The following is a 21,160-nucleotide window of genomic DNA, read 5'->3' on the forward strand; positions in this document are numbered from 1 at the left end:
CGTTTCCCTCCGGCAGCCGAGAGGGCCGTTGCCATCAGCGTGGGCGCGGGACGACTGGGGCGCCACGGACTGCCCGGTCCCGACAGGTGGGCCGTTGGGCCCGGGAATTGCAGGTGTTCGGCAGGGGCGGTCACCCGTAGCGTCCCGCCCGTGCCGAACACCTGCCGTCCCGGCACCTGAACGACGGGCGTGCTGACCCGTCACCAGGCACGTGACGACGCAGCGGCTCCGCGGCCGGACTTCGCTCTCCAGGCGGCCTGACGCAAGGCGTCGGACGCCGCGTAGCACGTCATATGACGCCGGCGCAGGCGACCGTGCGGGCAGGCCGAATCACGTGCTGTCGCCACGCGCCTGACGCCCTCTAGGATTCGAACAGACAAGCCAGGCGCTTCTCTGGTGGCCAACCAAACAACCTGGCTGCGGCCCCCAGCCCCCGGGCCCCCAGGACAACCGAACCAGCAGGGACACCAGGGCCCGCAATCGACGCGAACGATCCCGCGAGCCCCGGTCCCCTCGTCCTCGCGGCCGGTTCGAGCTGGGGCGAACTCCCGCACGCCCCAGGGCCCGTGAGGACGATCCGCGCGCGAGGACCTCGTGCACCAGGGGAGCTGCGCGGGGCTCTCGCGCCGGTGGCCGTCGCCGCTGTCGCCGACCACCGGCGGCGGCCGCCCTGCACACACACGCGTGCCGGGAGCGTCCGCGCGGTCTGTGCCGCACGGACGCACAGCCGGTGCTCTCCCGCCGGCTCCCGGCCGCAGCCACGGTGGCACCGACCCCGCCGTGGCTTCCCCGGCGGGCACCCGCACGCGGCGGCGAAATCGAGGGGAACCATCACCACCGCGCGCCGCCCGCCGCATCGAGGGCGAAGGCGCGCCTTCGCCTACTTCCATCCTCACATTCCGCACCACGGCAAAGAGGGGTCCACCGGTCCATGCAAAGAGGGTCAACCAGCCCTAACCGGTTGAGCCTTGCACAGTTCAACGGCTCGGAGGAGACGTCGCCCCGACCTGCCGTTCTGGTTCTCAGAAGAAGCTGAGAAGTTCCTGTGCCAGGCTGGCGCGCCGCCGACACATCACGCGTGACCAACCTGCTGGAGGAACTCCCATGGGCCTGATCAACGGTCTGCCCGCGCACGTTTTGCTCGTGCATTTCGTCGTCGTACTGGTTCCCCTGACCGCGCTGGCACTCGCGGTCTGCGCGGTCAGGCCGAGCGTGGCACAGCGCATGGGCATCGTGCTGCCCCTGCTGGCTCTGGTCACTCTCGTGAGCGTTCCGCTGGCCACAGAGGCCGGGGAGTGGCTTGAGGAACACGTTGCCGACGATGCGCTGGTGCGTCGGCATGCCACCCTGGGCGACGGCCTGCTGCCCTGGGTCGGAGGCCTGTTCGTTCTGGCAGTCTTCGTCTGGTGGGCAGCCCGCCGCCGGGAATCGACCGGGTCAGGCGCCTCGCGCCGCTCAGGTCGGTCGGCGGCTGCGGTGCGTGTCGCGGTTGCAGTTCTGTCGCTCGTCGTGGCTGTGGGTGCTGCCGTGGACGTGTACCGTATCGGCGATTCGGGGGCGAAGGCGGCGTGGCACGACGGCTTCTCGAAGACTGCGTCGGACGGTGACGGGGACGCTGACTGACCCACACCCCGGTGTTGTGGCAGCTCCGCCGCCCAGGTGTGGGTGCGGCGGAGCTGTCGGATGTCCTACGGTGTGACGCCTTGCCCTGCGACGGTGGTTATGAGCGGCGGGTGCGGCGGGTCGTGTAGATCGCGCCGGCGCCGAGGGCGATGACTGCGGCGGCACCGCCGGCTATCAGGCCGACCGGTGCGCTGGAGCCGGTCTCGGCCAGGGGCGGGGTGCTGTCGCTGGGCGAGGGCGTCGGGGTGGTCGGCGGTGTCGACTCCATCGGCGGGACGTCCGGGGTGGTGGGCGGGGTGGTCTCGGTGGACGGCTTCGTGGGCGTGGCGGGGGGAGTGGTCTCCTCGGCGGGCGGCTGGCTGGTGGGCGGCGTGCTCGGGGTGTCCGGCGTCGACTCCGAGGGCGTCGGCGTGGGGGAGTTGGGCTTGTCGGGAGTGCAGGCCTTCTCCCCGCCGTTCCACGCGGCGATGAGGTGGTACGGGGTGACGACGTTGTCGGGCTGGTACGGGGCGGGGCCGTGGCCGTCCTCCGTCTTGCCGTCGTAGATGATGTCGTCGCCGTACAGGTCGATCTGCCCGTAGCAGTCGGGCGTCTTCACCGTCAGCTTCTGCCAGGAGTGCTTGCCGTTGCCTGAGTCCGCGACGTCGGCGGAGGTGAGGTACACGGTGGCGTGGTCGACGAGGGTCTGGTGGCCGGAGGTGTACCAGTTGGAACCTTCGGTGGTGTATTCGGCCAGCGACACCGGGTACTTGCAGTCGTCGCCGACCGTCTGTCCCGGGGCCAGGCGCACCTCGACCGTGCCGGGGGCGGCGTCCCACTGGTGGAAGCCGCCCTGAGAGGTCCAGTCGGCGCCGACCGGGTTTCCGCCTGCGTCGACGATGCGGTACTGCACGGTGGCGGACTGGCAGCCGCCCGCTGTCGTGGCGTGCGCGGAAGCGGCCCCGAGCAGGGGGGTGGCGCAGGCGAAGAGAGCGCTTGCGGCGAGGGCGGCCGAGGTTCTGGAGCGAGGGGAGCGCGTCAAGATCTGCCTCTGTGGATCGGGGGTGTGGGAGGTGGATGGGCGCGAGTGGGCCTACGTATGCGGAGACCAAGAAGTCCGGGGGTAAGCCACTCACGTCACTTGGCTCACTTCAGACGCAGTGAGCGACTCGAATTCTTGTCCTCTTCCACAACCCCCGTCAAATTTTTGCGAGTTCACCACAACTTCAAGCTCATGGCGGGCGGTTTTTTGGAGCCGGGAAGACAGTCGAACCCACGCAATCCGCTCTCTCTGTCGAGGCCGGCCCTGACGGAGGGGGTTGGGAGCAGGGGAGGGTGCCTTGGGCGAGGCTGCTGGTGTGTGCGGTCCTCGAGTGTGTCCGACCCGGCGGACCGGGCCGGTCGGCGTGCTGGCGGCAGGTGACCCGACGTTCTTCGGCGGGCGCCAGGTGCGCTCGGGTGAAGGCGGTCAACTGGATCATCGGGCACGGAAGTTGGGCGACGGGATCCGCTGCACGACAGCCCGTGCCCGAAGGGGGTGGGCGGGGGGTCGAGGCTGCTGGCGCCCTGGGTGTTGCTGCCGAGCGGGGCGTGCAGATACGTGCCGGGCTGGCCGCCTGAGGTCCGCGGGATCTGCACCGCAGCTTGGCGGAGGGGTTGATCCGTCCGGAGAGCACCCCGGCGAGGGCCGGGCCGCCCTCCTCGCCGGGGAAGCAGGCCTGGATGACGGCGGCGGCGCGGTCGGTGCGGGCGCCCAGCGCGTACGGGCGGCCGGAGACGACGAGCAGGACGACCGGAGTACTGGTGGCCAGCAGGGCCTCGACCAGGTCGCCCTGGACCCCCGGCAGCGAGAGGTCCTTCACATCGCAGCCCTCGCCGGAGGTGCCGAGGCCGAAGAGAGCGGCACGTTCGCCGACCATCGCGATGCAGACGTCCGCCTGCCGGGCCGCCGCCACGGCCGCGTCGATGCTGCTGCGGTCGACGTCCTTGACGGGGCAGCCCTGTTCGTAGGCGATGAGGGTGCCCGACAGCTCCGTGGCCAGGGCGTCCAGGAGTGTGTGGGCCTCGATGCCGTTGCCGTGGCCGGGATGGTGGGGCAGGACGCGGTTGGGGAAGGAGTAGCAGCCGAAGAAGGCGTTGCCGTCGTCGGCGCACGGACCGATGAGGGCGATGTACTCGAGTTGTGCGACGCCCTGCTGTGCACCGACGGGCCGGTGCGGACGCTGGTCGAACCGGCGCTCGCGCCGGAACACCGTAGTGGGGACGGGGCTTTTGTGCGGCGGACTCAACCGTGGACGGATCGATGTCGTCCGGCTGTGTCGGGTCCTGGTCGCGGTGCCGTTGCCGAGGGCGGCGGACGGTCGCCTCGTGCTGGCGGTGGATGTCTCGCCATGGCTGCGTCCAGACGCCAACACGTCTGCTGACCGGCCCAGGTCTTCCACGGCAGCCCATGCCGCGCGAGTGCCCCCTGACCTGGTGCGTGCTGCCGGGGACCGGAGCCGTGAGGGCTCTGGTCCCCGGCAGCGGGGGTCATCCGGCGGCCAGAGTGGTCCACTTCTGGTTGGAGCCGCCGTGGCAGTCCCACAGTTGGAGCTGCGTGCCGTCGGTCGTGGAGAAGCCCGGAATGTCGAGGCAGCGGCCGGAGGCGGGGTTGCGGTAGCCGCCGTCGTAGGGCTGCCAGACCTGGTTGGCGCCGCCGTTGCAGGACCAGATCTGCACCTTGGTGCCGTTGGCCGTGCCCCAGCCGGAGGCCTCCAGGCACTTGCCCATGGAGCGCAGGGTGCCGTCGGTGTAGGCGGACCAGTACTGGTTGATGCTCCCGGCGCAGCTCCAGATCTGGACGGCGGTCCCGTCGGCGGTGCCGGCGCCATTGACGTCCAGGCACTTGCCGCCCAGGTCGGACTGGACGCGGGCGGGGGCGGGGGCGGGGTTCTTCAGCCACCCGGCACTGTCCGCGGTCTGGATGCCGCGGTGGAAGGCGTCCGCCATCTTCCGGTAACCCGAGTCGTTGGGATGCAGGCCGTCGGCCAGGTCGGCCGTGGTCAGGCTGCTCATGTCCACGTACGCGACGCGCTTGCCCGCGGCCTGGGCGTCCCGCACGATCTGGGGGATGGCCTGGTTGTACGCGGGACGGTACAGCTCCTCCGAGCCACTGGTGGACACGACCAGGGAGGCCACGAGGACGGTCGCGTCGGGGACGTCGGCGGTGATCTGGTTGACCAGCGACCGCAGCCGGTCGGTCGCGGTGGAGACCTGGTAGACCTCGTTGAGGTCGTTGGTGCCGATCATCAGAGTCACGACGTTGGGCCGGTATCTGGTCAGCGAGGCGTCGGTGAGTGCGGAGACCTGGTGGATCTTGTAGCCGGAGTGACCCTCGTTGTCGGGGTCGGACATCGAACCGGCCCGCCCCGTGCCCACGAAGTCCAGCGGATGGCCGTCCGTCGAGAGCTTGTCCCACAACGGAGCCCGGTAGCCGTTGCCTGTGCTGCTTCCCACACCCCACGTTATCGAGTCGCCGATCGGCATGACCCGCAAGGGCGTGGTCGAGGCGGCGGAGGCGGGGGTCACGCCCGCCGCTGTCACCCCGAGCGCGGCGGTGACGAGCATGAGGAGAGACAGAGGCAAAGGCATTTTCATGCGGGCGTCCTCTCGTGACGGTGAGTGAGTGCTGAATTAACGGGGGGTATTGGGACGGGGGCGGCCGTGGGGGACGGTGACTCGGGCGCCGCGCGGTGCCGGAGGGCATCGCGCGGGGCCGTTGACGTCGGTTGTCCCTGACGTTGTTGGCAGAACGGTGTGGTGGTGGAGCGCCTCTTACGACGCGAGCGTCGGCAATGCCGCGTTCGAGCGGGCCTGGGCTGTGGGTGCTTCACCAGCCCGTCGGCAGGGCGGCGATGAACGGGGTGAGCCGGTCGGCGATGAGCCGGTCGTCGTGGGCCGAGTAGTGCCAGTCGCAGCCGAGGAAGTCCAGGCCGGAGTCGTCGAGGGACCAGTAGCGGACCCGGCTGTCGCCCGCGTCGTTGCGTGCTCTCACCACTTGCTGGACATGGCTCGCGTACTGGCCTGCGCCGACCGCGACGATGGTCGTGTCGGCCCCGTAGCGCGTGCGCAGCTTCTGGACGAAGCCGACGTAGGCGTCGCGGTAGGTGGCCGCGAAGTTGTCCGGCGTCCACTGCTCACCGGGTTTGATGGCGGTCGAGAAGTCGTTGGTGCCGAGGTTGATCACCACGACCTGGGGGCGCCAGGTGCCCGGGTTCTGCCAGACGTCGCCCGCCACGTTCAGCAGGGCGCGGTCGTAGAAGGTCCGGTAGTTGACGTCCGGTGTGCCTCCGTTGTAGTTGCGGACCATGCCCCGGCCCGAGTAGCCGTTGATCTGGTAGTCGGCGTTCAGCTGCCGGGCGGTCAGGGCGCCGTAGCTCACGTCGGAGTTGGTCTTGCGCCTGAGCTGGTCCCCGGTGCAGGTGCGCGAGTTCGAGAGGTTGCCGTAGCCCACTGTGAGGGAGTCGCCGATGAACTCGATCTGGCGATTGCGGGCGGCCGGCTTGCTCAGTACGGCCCCGCCGGACGCGGCGACGAAGCCTCCGAAGGTGCTGGTGCTGCCCGGGGTGTCGTTGCGCTTGACGAGCCGGACGGTGTGCGTGCTGTTCGACAGGCCGTTGACCCAGTGGGTGGTGTTGCCGGGCGTGACGAGGGTGGCGACGGTGGTTCCGTCGACCTGGACGTCGTAATCGGCTGCCGAGTCGTTGAGCACGATGCCCACGCCGGTACCCCTGACACGGCCCTCGAAATACACGCCGGGCCAGCTGTACTGCACGGTGTTTCCGAGATCCTTGACCCGCCCGGCGGTGTGCACCTGGGCGAGGACCCCGGCGGTGTGCGCCTGGTCGGGGACCCCGGTGGCACGGACCAGCTTCCACTGCTGGTTGGCGCCGCCGTGGCCCGGGTACTGGATGACCGCCGCGCCCTGGGCCGTGGAGCCTCCGGAGACGTCCAGGACCTGGCCGCTCCTGCGGGAGGTGAGGGTGACGGCGTCGGAACCGCTCACCTCGTCGATCCGCCACTCCTGCGAGGTGGCCGAACTGTCGGTCTGCTGCTCGGCGGCGGCCGCCTTGGCGGTCGAATTGCCCGCTATGCCAAGCACCTTGCCGCTGTTGCGGTTCACCAGCTCGTAGTAGCCGTCCCCGGCGTCCTTCAGCTTCCACTGCTGGTTGGCGGTGCTCTGGTCGGCGTACTGCTGGATACGGGTGCCGTCGGCGGTCGAGAAGCTCTTGACGTCCAGCACCTTGCCGCTGCGCACGGAGACCAGCCGGTAGTAGGCGTCGCCGTCGACCGTCGCGGCCTGCGAGTCCTCCTGCGCGAACAGGAGATACGGCACGACGGCAGCGGGCACGCCGAGCAGCAGAGCGGTGGCGGTCCAGCGGCGGCGGTGACGCCCGCGGCGGCCGCGGTGCGTGGGGTTCTTCATGGGGAGGTGCTCTCCTTGTATACCGTTCACCGAGGGAAAAGCGGATCGCGGCTACCGGGACCGGCCGGATCCGACTCCTTGTGGTCACAGGCACCGCAAAGGGTTGCCTCGAGCCGGAAACTCTTTCCGGGCAGGTCGTGAACCGGTGTCCCTTCCCGGCGCCTTGGGACGGTGACGCAGGTTCACGCCGTGCCCCGCGAGGCCGGGGACACCGTGCGCAGGCGGTGAACGCGACGGCCGGCGGGGCGGCAGGTCAACTCCGCGTTGTGCGGTCGCGCGTCCGGGACGTCTTGCCTCCGACGCGGCCGAGGGGGCGCGATGCCGTCTCGGCCGTACGGATTCCACCCGGCTGGACGACCTGCCATGACGGCCAGCCGGACCTGTGTGTCCTGCCACGACCCAGCCAGTGGACAGGGCGAGTACGTCCTGCCTCGGTGGCTTCTCAGCCGGTGGAAAGGGCAGGGACCGTTCAAGCAACTGGGCAGGAGGAGAGCCACTCAAGGCGTGTCCGGCGGATCGTCGATGAGCTTCGGCTTCGGATGGCCCAGATGGACAGCCCGTACTTGCTTGACCTCAGGTGGATGAACGGCGAGCCGTTCATCCACCTCGGCGGCCACTCTGATCACCGCTCGTCGCCTGATGTGGTTCGCGGCGTGGTCATGCAGCACACGGAGGCGCTGCTGTCTCCGCGCATCCCGACAGTAGAAAGATCCCTGCATCGACTGAGACGCCTCCGGCGCATCACGTGTGGAGCCAGAGTCGGATTGCGGCTGAGGCAACGGTGCCGTGGAAGACGTAGGCCCGCTTGTCGTGGCGGGTCGCGAGGGCGCGAAGGCTCTTCAGACGCATCGTCTTGGCTTGTGGCAGGTTCCGGTCAAGGCTTGTCCAAATGTCGGACGCCCCCTGCCCCCAGTGGTCGGGTACTCCACGACGGCTGTACAACCACCCGTTTCGGAGGATCTGGTGTCAGCATCCACCCGTAAGAGACGATGGCTCACCATCTGCGCCATCACGGCATCCGCAACACTGGTCGCGATACCCGCCGGCGCGGCGCCCGGCGGGGACAGCAGCCCCTTCGGGGTGCGTACCCTGGCCCAACTCGCCGCCGAGCGCGAGCAGTCGGTGGGCACCATGAGCCCCAGCCTGTCGGCGGAGGACGACGACGGCAACGAGGCGGACGAGATAGCGGAGGGCGCGGCTCAGTACGCCGAGGCCCGCACCTCACCCGGTGTCGTCGCGCCGGGCGCCTACGGCGCCGCCTGGACGAGTCTGACCAATCTGCCCAGCACCGGAGGCAGTTGGCGACATGTGACCGATCAGCCCTACGACTCCGACGACCCGCGGTACCGCGACTACGCCTCCAACTCCAGTGGCGGCGCGGGCTATGTCACGGGGCGGATGGCCGCGATGGCGGCGGATGACGACGGGTACGTGTACGCGGGCAGCGCCGGTGGTGGGGTGTGGCGGTCGCGGACGGGTGGCGGGCGGTGGCAGCCCATCAGTGACCGGCTGTCCTCGCAGTCCACCGGAGCGCTCGCGCTCGACGGGGCCGGGCGGCTGTGGCTGGGCACCGGCGAGGCGACCACGAACGCGGACGCCTACCTCGGCAGCGGCGTCTATCTCCTGTCCGACCCGCACCACGGCACGTTCTCCGCGCGCACCCGGGTGGGCGGCGACGAACTGGAGTCCACCACCATCCACCACCTGCGCTTCGGCGGCGGCAAGGTGTGGGCGGCGACCAGCACCGGCGTGTGGAGCCACTCCACGAAGACGCTCAGCGGCGCCTGGAAGCGGGAGTTCGCGCCCAACCCCGACTATCTGCCGGGCGGTTCGAAGGCCGACGACGAGTCGGCCCCGTACAAGAACATCGCCAACGACATCGCGATCGACCCGAAGAACCCCGGCAAGGTCGTGCTCGCGATCGGCTGGCGCAGCGGTGACGACTACAACGGCTTCTACACCAAGGTCAACGGCGTCTGGACGCGGATCACGAGCGGCTTCGGTGATCTGCCCACGGACGCGGACGGCGTCGGCAACGTGACGTTCGCCCGCTCCGCCGACGGTTCGCGCTATTACGCCATCGACCAGTCCCCGGAGCAGCTGAACACCAACCCCGACAGCGGTCTGGAGGGCATCTTCGTCTCCAAGTCCGGCTCACCCACCGGCCCTTGGACGAAGATCGCCGACTACAAGGGGCTTGCCGCGAGCGGCTCGGCACTGACCGACAGCGGCTACATGCCGGGCGTGCAGGCTTGGTACAACCAGTTCCTGACCGTCGACCCGAGCGATCCCGAGCACGTGTACGCCGGGCTGGAGGAGGTCTTCGAGACCAAGGACGGCGGCAGCAACTGGTCGGCTGTGGGCCCGTACTGGAACTTCGGCTTCCCCTGCTGGAGCATCGACCCGGCCAAACAGACCGGCGACTGCCACCAGACCACCCACCCCGACCAGCACGGCGTCGCGATCGGCCGCTACCACGGCAGGACCTGGGTGTACGTGGGCAATGACGGCGGCGTCTACAAGCGCCCCCTCACCGGCTCCCAGGACGCCTCCGGGCACGCCACCGACTGGACCTCGCTCAACGACGGCACGATGGACACCCTCCAGTACTACTCGGTGGGCGTCGGCAAGGACCCGACGTACGGGGGCCTGTCCGTCACCGGCGGCCTGCAGGACAACGGCCAGTCCATCCTGCGCAGCAACGACAAGGTGATGGGCTCCAACTTCGGCGGTGACGGCGGCGACACCCTCACCGACCCGGCCAACGGCTGCAACATCGCCGAGGAGTACGTCTACCTCGCCGTCCAGGTCACCCAGAACTGTGCGGTCAACGACGGCTCCTGGATCGACGACCCCAGCAAGATCACCTCCTACGGCGTGGCCCCGGCCGACAACGCCACCGGCGAGGCCCGCTTCATCGCCCCGCTCGCGGCCGACCTGAAGGACAGCGCGACGTGGATCGCGGGCGGCCGGCATGTGTGGGTGCAGACCCACGGCTACGCCATCCGCAGCGGCGACGAATGGAAGAGCGTCTACGACCTGGGCGCCGGCCGCACCGCGACCGCCGTCGCTTCCTCCGGCGGCAAGGTGTACGCGGCCTGGTGCGGCCCCTGCAACAACCAGGGCTTCGCCCGCGGCATCTCCGTCGGCAACGCGGACGGCACCGGCTGGCACGACATCACCCTGCCCGTGGACGGCACCGTCCCCAACCGCTACCTCAGCGGTTTCGCCATCGACCCGAAGAACTCCGCCCACGTCTACCTCGCCGTCAACGGCTTCTCCCGGCACTGGACCGAGGGCCCCGGCGCCGGCGTCGGCCACGTCTTCGAGTCCACCGACGGCGGCACCACCTGGAAGGACATCTCCGCCAACCTGCCCGACGTACCGACCAACTCCGCGGTCGTCACACCGAACGGCGGCCTCGCGGTCGCCACCGACCTGGGCGTCGTCTACCGCGCCCCGGGCCGCACCAAGTGGCAGCGGGTCGGATCGCTCCCGGCCGTCGCCGTGCTCCAGTTGAAGCTGAGCCCGGACGGCAGCACCCTGTACGCGGCCACTCACGGACGCGGCATCCACACCTTCAAGGTGCGCGACTGCGGCTGACGCACAAGCGAGGGTGAACGCAGGGGTGATCCCGGCTCTCGGGGTCACCCCTCCTGCGCGTACCGGACCACGCCGATCTCCAGTGTGAACGCCACGCGTGCCGCACCCGCCACATCGGGCGCCTTCGCCGAAGCGGTGACCTGGGCGCTGCCACCCCGGGTGCCCGCGCACCGCAGCGAGGCGTACGCCGTGCCGTCCACGTCCACCCGCCATCCCGACACCAGGACGAAGACCGGCGCTGAACTCCGCGCGGTCGTCCACCGCTTGTCGTCCGTACGGGGCTTCAGGACGAGTGAGATCACCGTTCCGGGCCGCACGCACAGCCGCCGCTGGACCGGGTCACCCGGCGCGACCGTGACCTCTGTCCGGCCCGCGACACAGTCAGTGGCCGAAGGAGACGGCGTGCCGGGTGACCGGGAAGGCGAGGGCCCCGTCGGACTCGCCGGGGGCGTGGCGGACGGGGACGGTGCGGACGTACGAGCCGGTGTGCCGGCCGAAGGTGTCGTCGACGGGGTCCCCGACGGACCGCCGGCCATCGCTCCGCCCTCGCCTGACGTGCCGCACGCGGCCAGGACCAGCACCGCGACGATCGCGCAACCTCCGGCCCACCACCGCATCCCAGCCTCTTCCCGCCGTTCGTACGCCTACCAGCATGCTCCGCCGTCACTCACGAGACGGCCATACATGCGCACCCCGACCATGCCGGGCGCGGCAAGAGCGGGACCGTCGGCCTCGGTGGTCGCCCACCGCTGGTTCTCGTGCCCGACGACTCCGCAACGCCCTCTTCGGACCTGCCGCCCCGGCCAGGCAGGAGCGTCCGGGAGCGGCTGGTCGGGCGGGTCATCGCGTCAGGGCTTACGAGCTTCGGCCCACGGTCACGGGGAGAGGACGTGAGCGGTGTCCGGGCGGCGGGGTGTCCCCGCATGCGGCGGCTCGGGTGCCGTCGGGCGGAAGAAGCGCGCCGCGAGCACCAGGGTCACGGCGAGGGCGGCGGGTATCGCGTAGGCGATGCGGAAGTGGCCCGTAGCCCCAAGCCCCCCGCTCGCGCCGGCTCCCACGAGTACGCCGACGTAGTTGAAGACGTTGAGCCGGGCCAGCACCGTCTCGGGGGCACCGGGTCGCAGCCGGCCGGCCGCGGCGACGCACAACGGGGTCAGCGCCGCGACTCCGAGGCCCGCGCAGCATGCCGCGACAACCGCGTACGGCCAGCTCGGGGCCACCGCCAGACCGGTCAGGGCGACGGCCGCGAGCAGGGCCGCGGCGCGGACCACCGCCACCGGCCCGACCCGGCGCACCATGAGGTCGGCGCCCGCCCGGCCGGTCACCGTGCCCGTCTGGTAGGCCGCGTACGCGAGCGGCGCGGCGGCCAGGGACGCGCCGAGCGTCTGGTGAAGGTAGGCCGTCGACCAGGCCGAGACAGTGGAGTCGACGACGTAGGCGACGAGCAGGACGACGCCGAAGGGGACGAGACGTGCCCACACCCGACGCCCCGGGACCTCGTCGTGCGGCGCCGGTCGGGCGCTGGACGAGGAGGGCGTGGGCGCGAGGGCATGGGGTCGGACGGTCAGCGCCAGGAGGGCCACGAGTGCGGCGTGCGCGGTCAGGACGTACGGGACGGGCCAGCCGAGCCGGGAGAGGCCCGCCGTCAGCAGCGCGGCCGCGACACCCGCGGCGCTCCATGCGGCGTAGAAGGAGGAGAGGATGCTGCGCCCGTAGTGGCGTTCGACGGTGGCCGCGCGGGTGTTGACGGACACGTCGATGGCGCCCAGGGCGAGCCCGAAGAGGACGTAGGCCGTCGCGGCGGTGGCCCGGCCGGGTGCCCATGCCACGGACAGCAGGGTCGCGGCCGCGGTCAGCACCGCCGCGCGCATGACGGCGACGGGGCCCCAGCGGCGTACGGCGGCCAGACCCGCGAAGCTGCCGGCGCCCGCGGCCAGGGTCAGAGCGATCGTGAGGGCGGTCATCGCCAGGGACGACAGCCCCAGACGGCCCTCCACGGCGGGCACCGTGGTGGACACGGCGGCCACCGCCATGCCCTGGGCGGCGAACACGGTGGCCGTGCCCCGACGGGCTCCCGTGAGCGAGCCGCCGACGGATGGCGTCATGGGGAGGACCTCTTCCTGTCACGGACCGTGCCCGGGCCGACGTGCGCGAATGGGAGCAACCGTAGAAATCCGCACCGACCCGACGGAGGACGCCGACGGCCACACGGGGGACCCTGGCGGCCAGCAGCGGACGGCCCGGGACCGGTGTCCGATGGCTTCGGGGTCGGGAGCCCACGGCGGCGGGCGCCGAGGAGCCGAAGGTTCGGGTGGCCGGGAGCCGACGGCCCAGCCGTCGGGAAACGGACTGAGTGGGGGTGTCTCACGCGACGGGTTCGCCGTCGGCCGGGTGGCCCGGGCATCGGTTCGTGGCGCGCCGGGGCGGTCAGCGGGCTGGCCGCTGCGGCCCCCTTTGTGGCCGCACGGGCCAGTCCGCCGGGGCTTGCGTGCTGCCTAAGTTCCTCTCACGCCGAAAGGGGCGACGACAGGAGGTGGACTCGTGAAGGAGTCCGAATTCGACACGTGTGTCATCGGGGCCGGACCCGCCGGGCTGGCGGTCGCACGGGCCCTCGGTGAGCGAGGGCTTCCCTACACGCACATCGAGCGGCACACCGGGCCGGGCGGCCTGTGGGACATCGACAACCCGGGCAGCCCGATGTACGAGTCGGCCCATTTCATCTCCAGCAAGACCCTCTCGGGCTTCGGCGGCTGGCCGATGCCCGAGCACTTCGCCGACTACCCGCCGCGGCGGCAGATCCTGTCGTATCTGACGTCGTTCGCCGACGCGTACGGCCTGTCGGAACGCATTCAGTTCGGCACCGCGGTGCGCGACGTGGCCAAGAACGTGGACGGCACCTGGACGGTCACCCGTGCCGACGGGCGTACCAGCCGGCACGCGCAGGTGGTGGTCTGCACCGGCTCGCAGTGGCACCCCAACATCCCCGAGATCCCGGGCGACTTCAGCGGCGAGATCCGGCACACGGTCGGCTACCGCAGCAGCGACGAACTGCGCGGCAAGCGGGTCCTGGTGGTCGGCGCGGGCAACTCCGGCTGCGACATCGCCTGCGACGCGGCCCGTGCCGCCGACCACGCGGAGATCAGCATGCGCCGCGGCTACTGGTTCATCCCCAAGCACCTGTTCGGCAGGCCCGTGGACACCCTCGAAGGCGTCGGTCCCCGGATGCCGAAGTGGCTGGAGCAGCGGCTGTTCGGCACGCTCCTGCGGATCATCAACGGCGACCCGACCCGCCTCGGCCTGCAGAAGCCGGACCACAAGCTCTTCGAGACCCACCCCACCGTCAACTCGATGCTCCTGCACCACCTGCAGCACGGCGACATCACCGCGCGGCCCGGCGTCCTGCGCGCCGAGGGCCGCACCGTCCACTTCACCGACGGCAGCAGCAACGACTTCGACCTGATCCTGCTGGCGACCGGCTATGTGCACAAAGTGCCGGTCGCGCAGGCCTACTTCGGCGACGAGCAGCACCCCGACCTGTACCTGTCGTCGTTCTCCCGTGAACACCAGGGGCTGTTCGGCGTCGGCTTCATCGAGACCAACTCCGGTGCCTACCAACTCTTCGACGCCCAGGCCCAGCTGATCGCCGGATTCGTCCAGGACAGCCGTCAGGGCCTGCCGAACGCCGAGCGGTTCGCCGGCATGATCCGCGGTGACCGCCCGGACCTGTCAGGCGGTCTGCGGTTCGTGGACTCCCCGCGCCACACCGGCTACGTCGACAGCGCCGCGTACACCAAGTACCTCACCAAGGTCGCCGCCGCCATGGGCTGGCCCACCGAGGGCCGCCCGCCGGCCCTGCGGACGCTCCGAGGCAAGGAGACGGTGGCATGAGCGGCTACGACCACACCGGCAAGGTCATGCTGGTGACCGGCGGCGCGGGTGGCATCGGCAGCGCGCTGTGCCGGCGGTTCGCGAGCGGCGGCGCGGTGTGCGTCGTCGTCGACATCGACGGTGAGCGTGCGCGACGGGTCGCGGACAGCCTGCCCGGCGCGGGTCACCTGGGCCTCGGCTGCGACCTGCTGGACCGGGCCGGGGTCGCGGACCTCTTCGAACAGGTCGCCGCCGCCTTCGGCCGCCTCGACGTGCTGGTCAACAACGTCGGTATGACCAGCACCGAGCGGTTCGACGTGCGCCCGGTGGAGACCATCGAGCGGGAGATCGACCTCAACATGATCTCCCCGCTGGTGGCCACCAGGCTGGCAGTTCCCCTGCTGAAGGCCTCAGCCGACCCCCGTGTCGTCACCACGGTGTCGCTCGCCGGCATCTTCCCCCAGGGGGAGACCCCCATCTACGCGGCGTCGAAGTTCGGGCTGCGCGGCGCGATGCTGTCCATCGCCCTCGACCTGGGCACCAAGGGCATTCGCGTCGGCTCGGTGCTGCCGTCGGCCACCGACACCCCGATGCTGCGCCGGGAGGCCGTCGACGGCGGCAACTCCCTGCAGTTCCAGGACCCGCCCCAACAGCCGTCCGACGTCGTCGCCGCGGTGGTGAGCCTGCTCGACCGGCCCCGGCTCGAGGCGTACCCACGCGTCGGCGAATCGCTCCTGGTCCGCTTCTCCATGCTGATGCCGAATCTCCTCCCCAGCCTTCTCCCGCTCTTCCGCAAGCGCGGCGAACGCGGCCTGGCCCGGTACCTGGAGGACCTGCGGCGCAGAGGACTGGCCCGACAGGTCGACGGCCGCTGGGAACTCGTGACGGAGGCATGATCATGACCACGGAAGCGAACGACCGCCTGCTCCGGGTCGTCAACCCGGCCACCGGGGAGACCCTCGACACCCTGCCCGCCGCCACCGCGCGTGAGGTGGACACGGCCGTGGACCAGGCGCACCGCGTCTTCGACAGCGGGGTGTGGGCGGCCCGGCCGCCCCGGGAGCGGGCCGCGGTCCTGCTGCGCCTCGCCGAACTGATGGAACGCGACGCCGAGATCCTGGCCCGCCTGGACTGCGAGGACGCGGGCAAACCCATCACGGAGTGCCGTACCGGCGATGTGCCGGGCGCGATCGAGTCGATCCGCTGGTTCGCGGAGGCGGCCGACAAGGTCTTCGGCCGCACCGCCCCCACCGGCCACGACCACCTGGGGCTGATGAGCCGGGAACCCGTCGGAGCGGTCGCCGCCGTCCTGCCCTGGAACTATCCGCTCGCCATGGCCGCCTGGAAGATCGGCCCCGCCCTCACCGCGGGCAACAGCCTGCTGCTCAAGCCCGCCGAGGCGACCCCGCGCTCGGCCCTCCACGTGGCCCGGCTGGCGACGGAGGCGGGACTGCCGGACGGCACCCTCGCCGTGCTGCCCGGCTACGGCGCGGAAGCCGGCCGGGCGCTCGCCCGCCACCCCCGGATCGGCGCGCTGTCGTTCACCGGCTCGACGGCGACCGGACGGCGGATCCTGGCCGACGCCGCGGAGACCAACTTCAAGCGGGTCTCCCTGGAGATGGGCGGCAAGAGCCCCCAGGTGCTGATGCCGGACGCGCTCGACTTCGGCGCCGACCTCATCGACGACATGATCGAGGCCGCGTTCCTGACGATGGGCCAGAACTGCACGGCCGGCTCCCGGATCCTGGTCCACGAGGACATCGCCGCCCAGGTCGTCGCCCGGTTCACGGCCGCCGCCGGAGCCCTGGTCATCGGCGACCCGGCCAAGCCGGACACCCGTACGGGACCCCTGATCAGCACCGCGGCGCGAGACCGGGTCTCCCGCGCCGTGGACGAGGCGGTCGCCGCCGGAGCCGTGGCCCACACCGCCGGGCTGCCGACGGGCCTGCACCCCCACGGGGCCTACTACCCGCCCACCGTCGTCGTCGGCGCCCCCGACGGCAGCCGGGTCCTCACCGAGGAACTGTTCGGCCCCGTGGTCACCGTCCAGACCTTCGCCTCCGAGCAGGAGGCGATCCGGACGGCGAACGCCACCCCTTACGGCCTCGCCGCGTCCCTGTGGACCCACGACCTCGACGCCGCCTTCCGCCTCGCCCGCGGCATCCAGGCCGGAGTGGTCTCCGTCAACTCCTACAGCGAGGGCGACATCACCGCCCCCTTCGGTGGCTGGAAACAGTCAGGATTCGGCGGGGCGGAGCGGTCCACCGACGCCTTCGCGCAGTGGACCAGGCAGAAGACCATCTGGATCCGTACCCGCTAGCGCGGCCGCCGCCGTACGCCTATGCCTAAAGTGGTCGCGAGAACGGCCCTGGAGCGAAGCCATGACCGAGGCAACCCGTCCGGACAGCGGCACCACCCGCAGCACGTCGGCGACGATCTCCCCGAACATTCTGCGCTACCTGCGCCAGATCACCGAGGAGTACGGAGTCGACCTCCAGCCGGAACTGGACCAGGTCGGTCTCACCGAGACCCTGATGGGCTCGGCGGCCCTTCGCGTCTCCTACCGCCAGGGCAGTGCCGTCATCCGGCGCGCTGTCGAACTCACCGGGGACGAGAACCTGGGCCTGCGGGTCGGAGCAGCGCAGCACCTCACCGCCTGGGGACTGGTCGGCTTCGCCATGCTCGCCAGCGACACCCTCCAGGCCGCCATCGAGGCGGGGGTGCGCTTCCAGAACGTGTCCGGGGCGATGACCGTCTGGTCGGCGGGCCGGGAGGGCTCCGACTACGTGGTCCGAGCCGACCTCCCGGACCCGGTGATCGACCCGGACGTCGCCGTCTTCCTGGTCGAGGAGGCGTTCTCGAGCGTCGTCACCCTGGGCCGCCTCGCCGCCGATGCAGGCCTCGCACCTCAGGAGGTCCACTTCGCCTTCGCCGCCCCGCGCGACGTCCAGCCCTTCCGCGACCTCTTCCGCTGTCCCCTGCGCTTCGGTGCCTCCCGCAACCGGCTGGTGGTACCGCCGGCCTGGATCAACCGGCCGATGCCGGGCCGCGATCCGGTCACCTGCGCCTCGACCCTCGAACTCCTCGAAGGGCAGATGGCCTCCCGCCGTCGTCAGCAGGACCTGCTGGAAATCCTGGAGATCTCCGTCGCGCAGAGCCTCCCGGTCGTCCCCTCCTTCTCCGAGCAGGCCCGCAGACACGCGTCGAGCGAGCGGACGCTGCGCCGCCGCCTGGCCGACTGCGGCACCTCCTACGAGGCGATCGTCGAGGGCGTCCGCCGTGAGCGCGTCGAACTGCTCCTGCACCGCCCCCACCTCACCCTCCGCGAGGTGGCCCGCCAGGCGGGCTTCTCCGACGAACGCGCCCTGCGCCGAGCCGTCCGCCGCTGGCACGGCATGGCACCGCTGAAACTGCGCGAGGGCTTCTCTTCGGAGTCGACGGGAACAACGCCGGGTCAGGACCGCGGGGAACCAGGCGACCAGCTGTACCCGGACCTGTAGCCGCCGCGTAGCCCTGACCGACCGCGCGGAACTTCCACTCGGCCCCGTTGCGGTAGAGCTCGCCGAAGACCATCACGGTCTCGGTCGAGGTCTCCTCGGCGCGGGTGACGGACAGCCCGCTGCGCACCGTGTCGACCGTGGGGCCGCCCACACCGAGTCAGCCGAGCAGCCGTTTGAACACCATCTCGGGCATAGGGCGGCCGGACGCGTCGGGCCGCTACGATCCCGTCCTTGCCCCGATGCCGTGGGCGAGGAGGCTCTCGGCGGTGTCCTCGATGGTGTCGGCGATGGGGCGCGCTCGCCATCCGAGGAGCTTCTCCGCCTTGGTGCTGGTGGCATCGAGGTCCCGGCCGAGCTGGTGCCTGAGCAGGCGCAGTTCCGGGTTCACGAGGCCCAGTGCGCGGGCGACCCAGAGCGGCAGTTCACGGGTGGGTGCTTTCGCGGCGCGTTCACCGAGGCGGTCGTGCAGGATGCGGGCGATGTCGATGACGCGCAGGCTGTGCCCGGCGATGGCCAGGAAGCGTTCGCCGGCGGCCGCCGGATCGGTCATCGCGCGCAGGTGCAGATCCGCGACGTCGCGGACGTCGACGAAACCCATCCCGAAGGGCGGGCACGCGGGAACCTGTCCTTCGAGCATTCTGCGGACGAGACGCAGGGAGGGCGGGTCGTCCGGGCCGAGCAGCGGGCCAAGGACTCCTACGGGGTGGACCGCTGCCAGTTCCAGGGCGCCGCCTTCGTCCTGGATGAACTGCCAGGCGGCGCGTTCGGCGAGTGTCTTGGAGCGCTGATAGGGCGGGATGTCGCTGTCGACGTTGGTCCAGTCCTCCTCGGTGAACGGGGTCGAGCGCGGCGGGTGTCCGATCCCGATGGCGCCGAAGGCGCTGGTCAGGACGGCCCGGCGGACACCGGCGTCCCGGGCGGCGCGCAGCACGCGCAGGGCGCCCTCGCGCGCCGGGACCACCAGGTCGTCGTCGTTGGCCGGCGTGTGGCGCAGGGTCGGCGAGGCGACGTGCAGGACGAACTCGCAGTCGGCGACGGCGGCATCCCAGCCCTCGGGCTGTTCGAGATCGGCGCGTACGACGGTGAGCCGGTCGTCGTCGAACGGTGTGGCCGCGTGCAGCCAGGACCGCAGTGCCGGCTCGCGTTGCAGGTCGCGGACCGTGGTGCGGACGGTGTGCCCGGCCTCCAGCAGAGCCTGGATGCACCAGCTTCCGATGAAGCCGGTTCCTCCGGTGACCAGTACCTGTGACATCTGTCGTTCCTTCAGCTGTTGGCTCGTGCGATGGGAGGGGTGTCGGGTGCGTGGCACGGTGGCGAACGCGATCAGTCCGGCGGTGCCGAGCGCGGTGCGAGGGCGCCGTAGATCACCCAGCCGGTGTCCATGACGGCGCCGAGGGGGACTGGGCGACCTGCCCGAACGCGGTCACGCGAGCGCCATGCCGGGCACGCGCCGGCGGATGGCCTCCATCTCGGCTTCGTCCGAGACGCCCTGCCAGTCGTGGCGGGGTGTGTAGGGGGCCTCCAGGGCGCGTACGTCGTCGTCGGTGAGTTCGATGTCGAGGGAGGCCACGGCCTCGTCGATCTGCCGGATCGAACCGGCGCCGACCAGGGGTGCGGTGACGACCGGCTGGCGGCGCAGCCACGCGAGCGCGACCTGTGCGCGGGTGACGCCGTGTGCGGCGGCGACCTTCCCGACGGCGTCGATGATCGCGTGGTTGGATGCCTCCTCGGCCGGCGAGTAGAGCAGGTCCGCGTAGGCGCCGTCCGTCTCGGAGCGCGCCGTCGAGCGGGCGTCGTCCCACGCGCGGGCGAGACGGCCGCGGGCCAGCGGCGACCAGACGACGGTGCCGACGCCCTCGTCCAGACACAGCGGGATCATCTCCCGCTCCTCCTCGCGGGCGAGCAGGTTGTAGTGGTCCTGCATCGACACGAAGCGTGCCCAGCCGTGCTGCCTCTGAAGGTGCAGCGCCTTCGCGAACTCCCAGGCGTGCATGGACGAGGCGCCGAGGTAGCGGACCTTGCCGGACTTCACGAGGTCGCTGAGCGCTTCGAGGGTCTCCTCCCACGGGGTGGCGTGGTCGTTGCGGTGGATCTGGTAGAGGTCGATGTAGTCCGTGCCGAGGCGGCGCAGCGAGTGGTCGACCTCGGTCATGATCGCCTTGCGCGACAGGCCGCGGCCGTTGGGTCCCAGCCGCATCGGGTGGCGCAGCTTCGTGGCGATCACCACGGCATCGCGGTCGGCGAAGTCCTTGAGCGCGCGGCCGAGGATCTCCTCGCTGGAGCCGTTGGAGTACATGTTCGCGGTGTCGAAGAAGTTGATCCCCGCCTCCAGCGCGTGCCTGATGAGCGGGCGCGCGTCCTCCTCGCCCTTCGACCAGACGGGATGCCCGCGGTCGGGTTCGCCGTAGGTCATCGCGCCGATCGCGATCGGGGACACGTCGAGGCCGGTCATGCCGAGCTTGATGTAATGCATGACGCTCCTTAAAGTATGTGGAGAGCTCTCCATATAACGTAGTGGAGAACTCTCCACTTAGCAACGTGAGGTCCCGTGGTCCGTTCAGACGCCCGTGAGAACAGGGCACGCATCCTCGCCGCCGCACGCGAAGCGCTCGCCGCGGACGGCACCACGTCGATGAACCAGATCGCCCAGCGCGCCGGAGTCGGCGCCGGAACCCTGTACCGCAACTTCCCCACCCGCGAGGCGCTCGTCCTGGCCGTCAACCAGGACGAGGTCGCCCGCATCACCGGCACCGTGCCCGACCTGCTGGCCCGGATGCCCCCACTGGAAGCCCTCCGGCACTGGACGACGGACCTCGTCGAGGCCATGCGGCGCAAGCACGGCCTCGGCGACGCACTCACCCCGGCCGTGCACCAGGCGATCAACGAGCAGAGCTACGGCCCGGTCATCGCCGCGATCACAGAACTCCTCGACGCCGGCAAGAAGGACGGAAGCATCCGTCTCGACGCCGCACCCGAGGACTTCCTCCAGCTGACCGGCGCGTTGTGGCGTGCCGCGTCCAGCCCCGTGGACCGGGCCCCCCACATGCTCGCGCTCATCCTCGACGGACTCCGCACCCACCGGTAGGGGAGGGTCGCACGCTGCCGGAGGAGCGAGCGGCCTGGT

At 70.9% G+C, this 21,160-nt stretch carries 16 protein-coding genes and 5 pseudogenes; 9 read left to right on the forward strand and 12 right to left on the reverse strand.

Annotated features, from left to right (window positions below):
- Positions 1-1,104: 1,104 nt before the first annotated feature.
- Positions 1,105-1,623, forward strand: coding sequence for a DUF2231 domain-containing protein (locus tag EJC51_RS44260; protein ID WP_126276285.1), 519 nt, complete (start codon positions 1,105-1,107; stop codon positions 1,621-1,623).
- Positions 1,624-1,720: 97 nt separating this feature from the next.
- Here EJC51_RS44260 and EJC51_RS44265 read toward each other — a convergent pair whose 3' ends face one another.
- Together EJC51_RS44265 and EJC51_RS44270 are read right to left on the reverse strand one after the other, a co-directional pair.
- Positions 1,721-2,644: a hypothetical protein gene (locus EJC51_RS44265; RefSeq protein ID WP_126276286.1), complete on the reverse strand. Its 924-nt coding sequence runs from the start codon at positions 2,642-2,644 to the stop codon at positions 1,721-1,723.
- A gap of 190 nt (positions 2,645-2,834) precedes the next feature.
- Positions 2,835-3,773 (reverse strand): glycoside hydrolase family 3 protein, encoded by a 939-nt coding sequence (locus EJC51_RS44270; protein ID WP_279631449.1) that lies wholly within the window; start codon positions 3,771-3,773, stop codon positions 2,835-2,837.
- Here EJC51_RS44270 and EJC51_RS49305 point away from each other — a divergent pair.
- Positions 3,690-4,029, forward strand: a pseudogene (locus tag EJC51_RS49305) (transposase); the annotation flags it as partial. The gene EJC51_RS44270 and the pseudogene EJC51_RS49305 overlap by 84 nt on opposite strands.
- A 102-nt stretch (positions 4,030-4,131) precedes the next feature.
- Here the strand turns inward: EJC51_RS49305 and EJC51_RS44275 are convergent.
- The 3 genes and pseudogenes from EJC51_RS44275 to EJC51_RS48975 form a co-directional block, all read right to left on the reverse strand.
- Complete coding sequence (locus EJC51_RS44275; protein WP_279631408.1) at positions 4,132-5,232, reverse strand: SGNH/GDSL hydrolase family protein; 1,101 nt, start codon at positions 5,230-5,232, stop codon at positions 4,132-4,134.
- Positions 5,233-5,470: 238 nt separating this feature from the next.
- On the reverse strand, positions 5,471-6,094 hold the full coding sequence (locus EJC51_RS49645; RefSeq protein WP_425276853.1) for an SGNH/GDSL hydrolase family protein: 624 nt from the start codon (positions 6,092-6,094) through the stop codon (positions 5,471-5,473).
- Positions 6,095-6,199: 105 nt separating this feature from the next.
- A pseudogene (locus tag EJC51_RS48975) lies at positions 6,200-7,066 on the reverse strand (RICIN domain-containing protein); the annotation flags it as partial.
- A 449-nt stretch (positions 7,067-7,515) separates the two neighbouring features.
- On the opposite strand from EJC51_RS48975, the pseudogene EJC51_RS48980 reads away from it, so the two are divergent.
- Positions 7,516-7,686 (forward strand): annotated as a pseudogene (locus EJC51_RS48980) (Imm7 family immunity protein); the annotation flags it as partial.
- A 121-nt stretch (positions 7,687-7,807) separates the two neighbouring features.
- Here EJC51_RS48980 and EJC51_RS48985 read toward each other — a convergent pair.
- Positions 7,808-7,915, reverse strand: a pseudogene (locus EJC51_RS48985) (IS5/IS1182 family transposase); the annotation flags it as partial.
- A gap of 114 nt (positions 7,916-8,029) precedes the next feature.
- On the opposite strand from EJC51_RS48985, the gene EJC51_RS44290 reads away from it, so the two are divergent.
- On the forward strand, positions 8,030-10,669 hold the full coding sequence (locus EJC51_RS44290; RefSeq protein WP_126276289.1) for a beta propeller repeat protein: 2,640 nt from the start codon (positions 8,030-8,032) through the stop codon (positions 10,667-10,669).
- A 44-nt stretch (positions 10,670-10,713) separates the two neighbouring features.
- Here the strand turns inward: EJC51_RS44290 and EJC51_RS44295 are convergent, their stop codons facing one another.
- From EJC51_RS44295 to EJC51_RS44300, 3 genes are all read right to left on the reverse strand, one after another.
- On the reverse strand, positions 10,714-10,971 hold the full coding sequence (locus tag EJC51_RS44295; RefSeq protein WP_244363182.1) for an acetyl-CoA synthetase: 258 nt from the start codon (positions 10,969-10,971) through the stop codon (positions 10,714-10,716).
- A gap of 79 nt (positions 10,972-11,050) precedes the next feature.
- Positions 11,051-11,233, reverse strand: coding sequence for a hypothetical protein (locus tag EJC51_RS48030; RefSeq protein WP_166682783.1), 183 nt, complete (start codon positions 11,231-11,233; stop codon positions 11,051-11,053).
- A gap of 311 nt (positions 11,234-11,544) precedes the next feature.
- Complete coding sequence (locus EJC51_RS44300) at positions 11,545-12,774, reverse strand: MFS transporter (RefSeq protein ID WP_126276290.1); 1,230 nt, start codon at positions 12,772-12,774, stop codon at positions 11,545-11,547.
- 436 nt (positions 12,775-13,210) lie between these two features.
- On the opposite strand from EJC51_RS44300, the gene EJC51_RS44305 reads away from it, so the two are divergent.
- The 4 genes from EJC51_RS44305 to EJC51_RS44320 all read left to right on the forward strand — a co-directional run bounded on the left by EJC51_RS44305 (position 13,211) and on the right by EJC51_RS44320 (position 18,036).
- Complete coding sequence (locus EJC51_RS44305; RefSeq protein WP_126276291.1) at positions 13,211-14,557, forward strand: flavin-containing monooxygenase; 1,347 nt, start codon at positions 13,211-13,213, stop codon at positions 14,555-14,557.
- The gene (locus tag EJC51_RS44310; RefSeq protein ID WP_126276292.1) at positions 14,554-15,432 is read left to right on the forward strand and encodes an SDR family NAD(P)-dependent oxidoreductase; all 879 of its coding nucleotides are present in this window, start codon (positions 14,554-14,556) and stop codon (positions 15,430-15,432) included. The genes EJC51_RS44305 and EJC51_RS44310 overlap by 4 nt, the downstream gene beginning before the upstream one ends.
- Before the next feature lie 2 nt (positions 15,433-15,434).
- Entirely contained in the window at positions 15,435-16,856 is a 1,422-nt protein-coding gene (locus EJC51_RS44315) for an aldehyde dehydrogenase family protein (RefSeq protein ID WP_126276293.1), read from the forward strand.
- A 61-nt stretch (positions 16,857-16,917) separates the two neighbouring features.
- Complete coding sequence (locus tag EJC51_RS44320) at positions 16,918-18,036, forward strand: AraC family transcriptional regulator (RefSeq protein WP_126276294.1); 1,119 nt, start codon at positions 16,918-16,920, stop codon at positions 18,034-18,036.
- Position 18,037: 1 nt separating this feature from the next.
- On the opposite strand, the pseudogene EJC51_RS44325 reads toward EJC51_RS44320, so the two are convergent.
- The 3 genes and pseudogenes from EJC51_RS44325 to EJC51_RS44335 all read right to left on the reverse strand — a co-directional run.
- Positions 18,038-18,136: pseudogene (locus EJC51_RS44325) on the reverse strand (TerD family protein); the annotation flags it as partial.
- A 117-nt stretch (positions 18,137-18,253) separates the two neighbouring features.
- A complete protein-coding gene (locus EJC51_RS44330; protein WP_126276295.1) occupies positions 18,254-19,288 on the reverse strand; it encodes an SDR family oxidoreductase in 1,035 nt (344 codons plus the stop codon).
- Positions 19,289-19,459: 171 nt separating this feature from the next.
- Entirely contained in the window at positions 19,460-20,509 is a 1,050-nt protein-coding gene (locus tag EJC51_RS44335; RefSeq protein WP_126276296.1) for an aldo/keto reductase, read from the reverse strand.
- Between the two features lie 75 nt (positions 20,510-20,584).
- Between EJC51_RS44335 and EJC51_RS44340 the strand changes: the two genes are divergently transcribed.
- Positions 20,585-21,121, forward strand: a complete 537-nt coding sequence (locus EJC51_RS44340; RefSeq protein WP_126276297.1) for a TetR/AcrR family transcriptional regulator — start codon at positions 20,585-20,587, stop codon at positions 21,119-21,121.
- Positions 21,122-21,160: the final 39 nt, after the last annotated feature.

The sequence above is a fragment of the Streptomyces aquilus genome, assembly GCF_003955715.1.
In the GTDB taxonomy this organism is placed as follows: Bacteria; Actinomycetota; Actinomycetes; order Streptomycetales; family Streptomycetaceae; genus Streptomyces; species Streptomyces aquilus.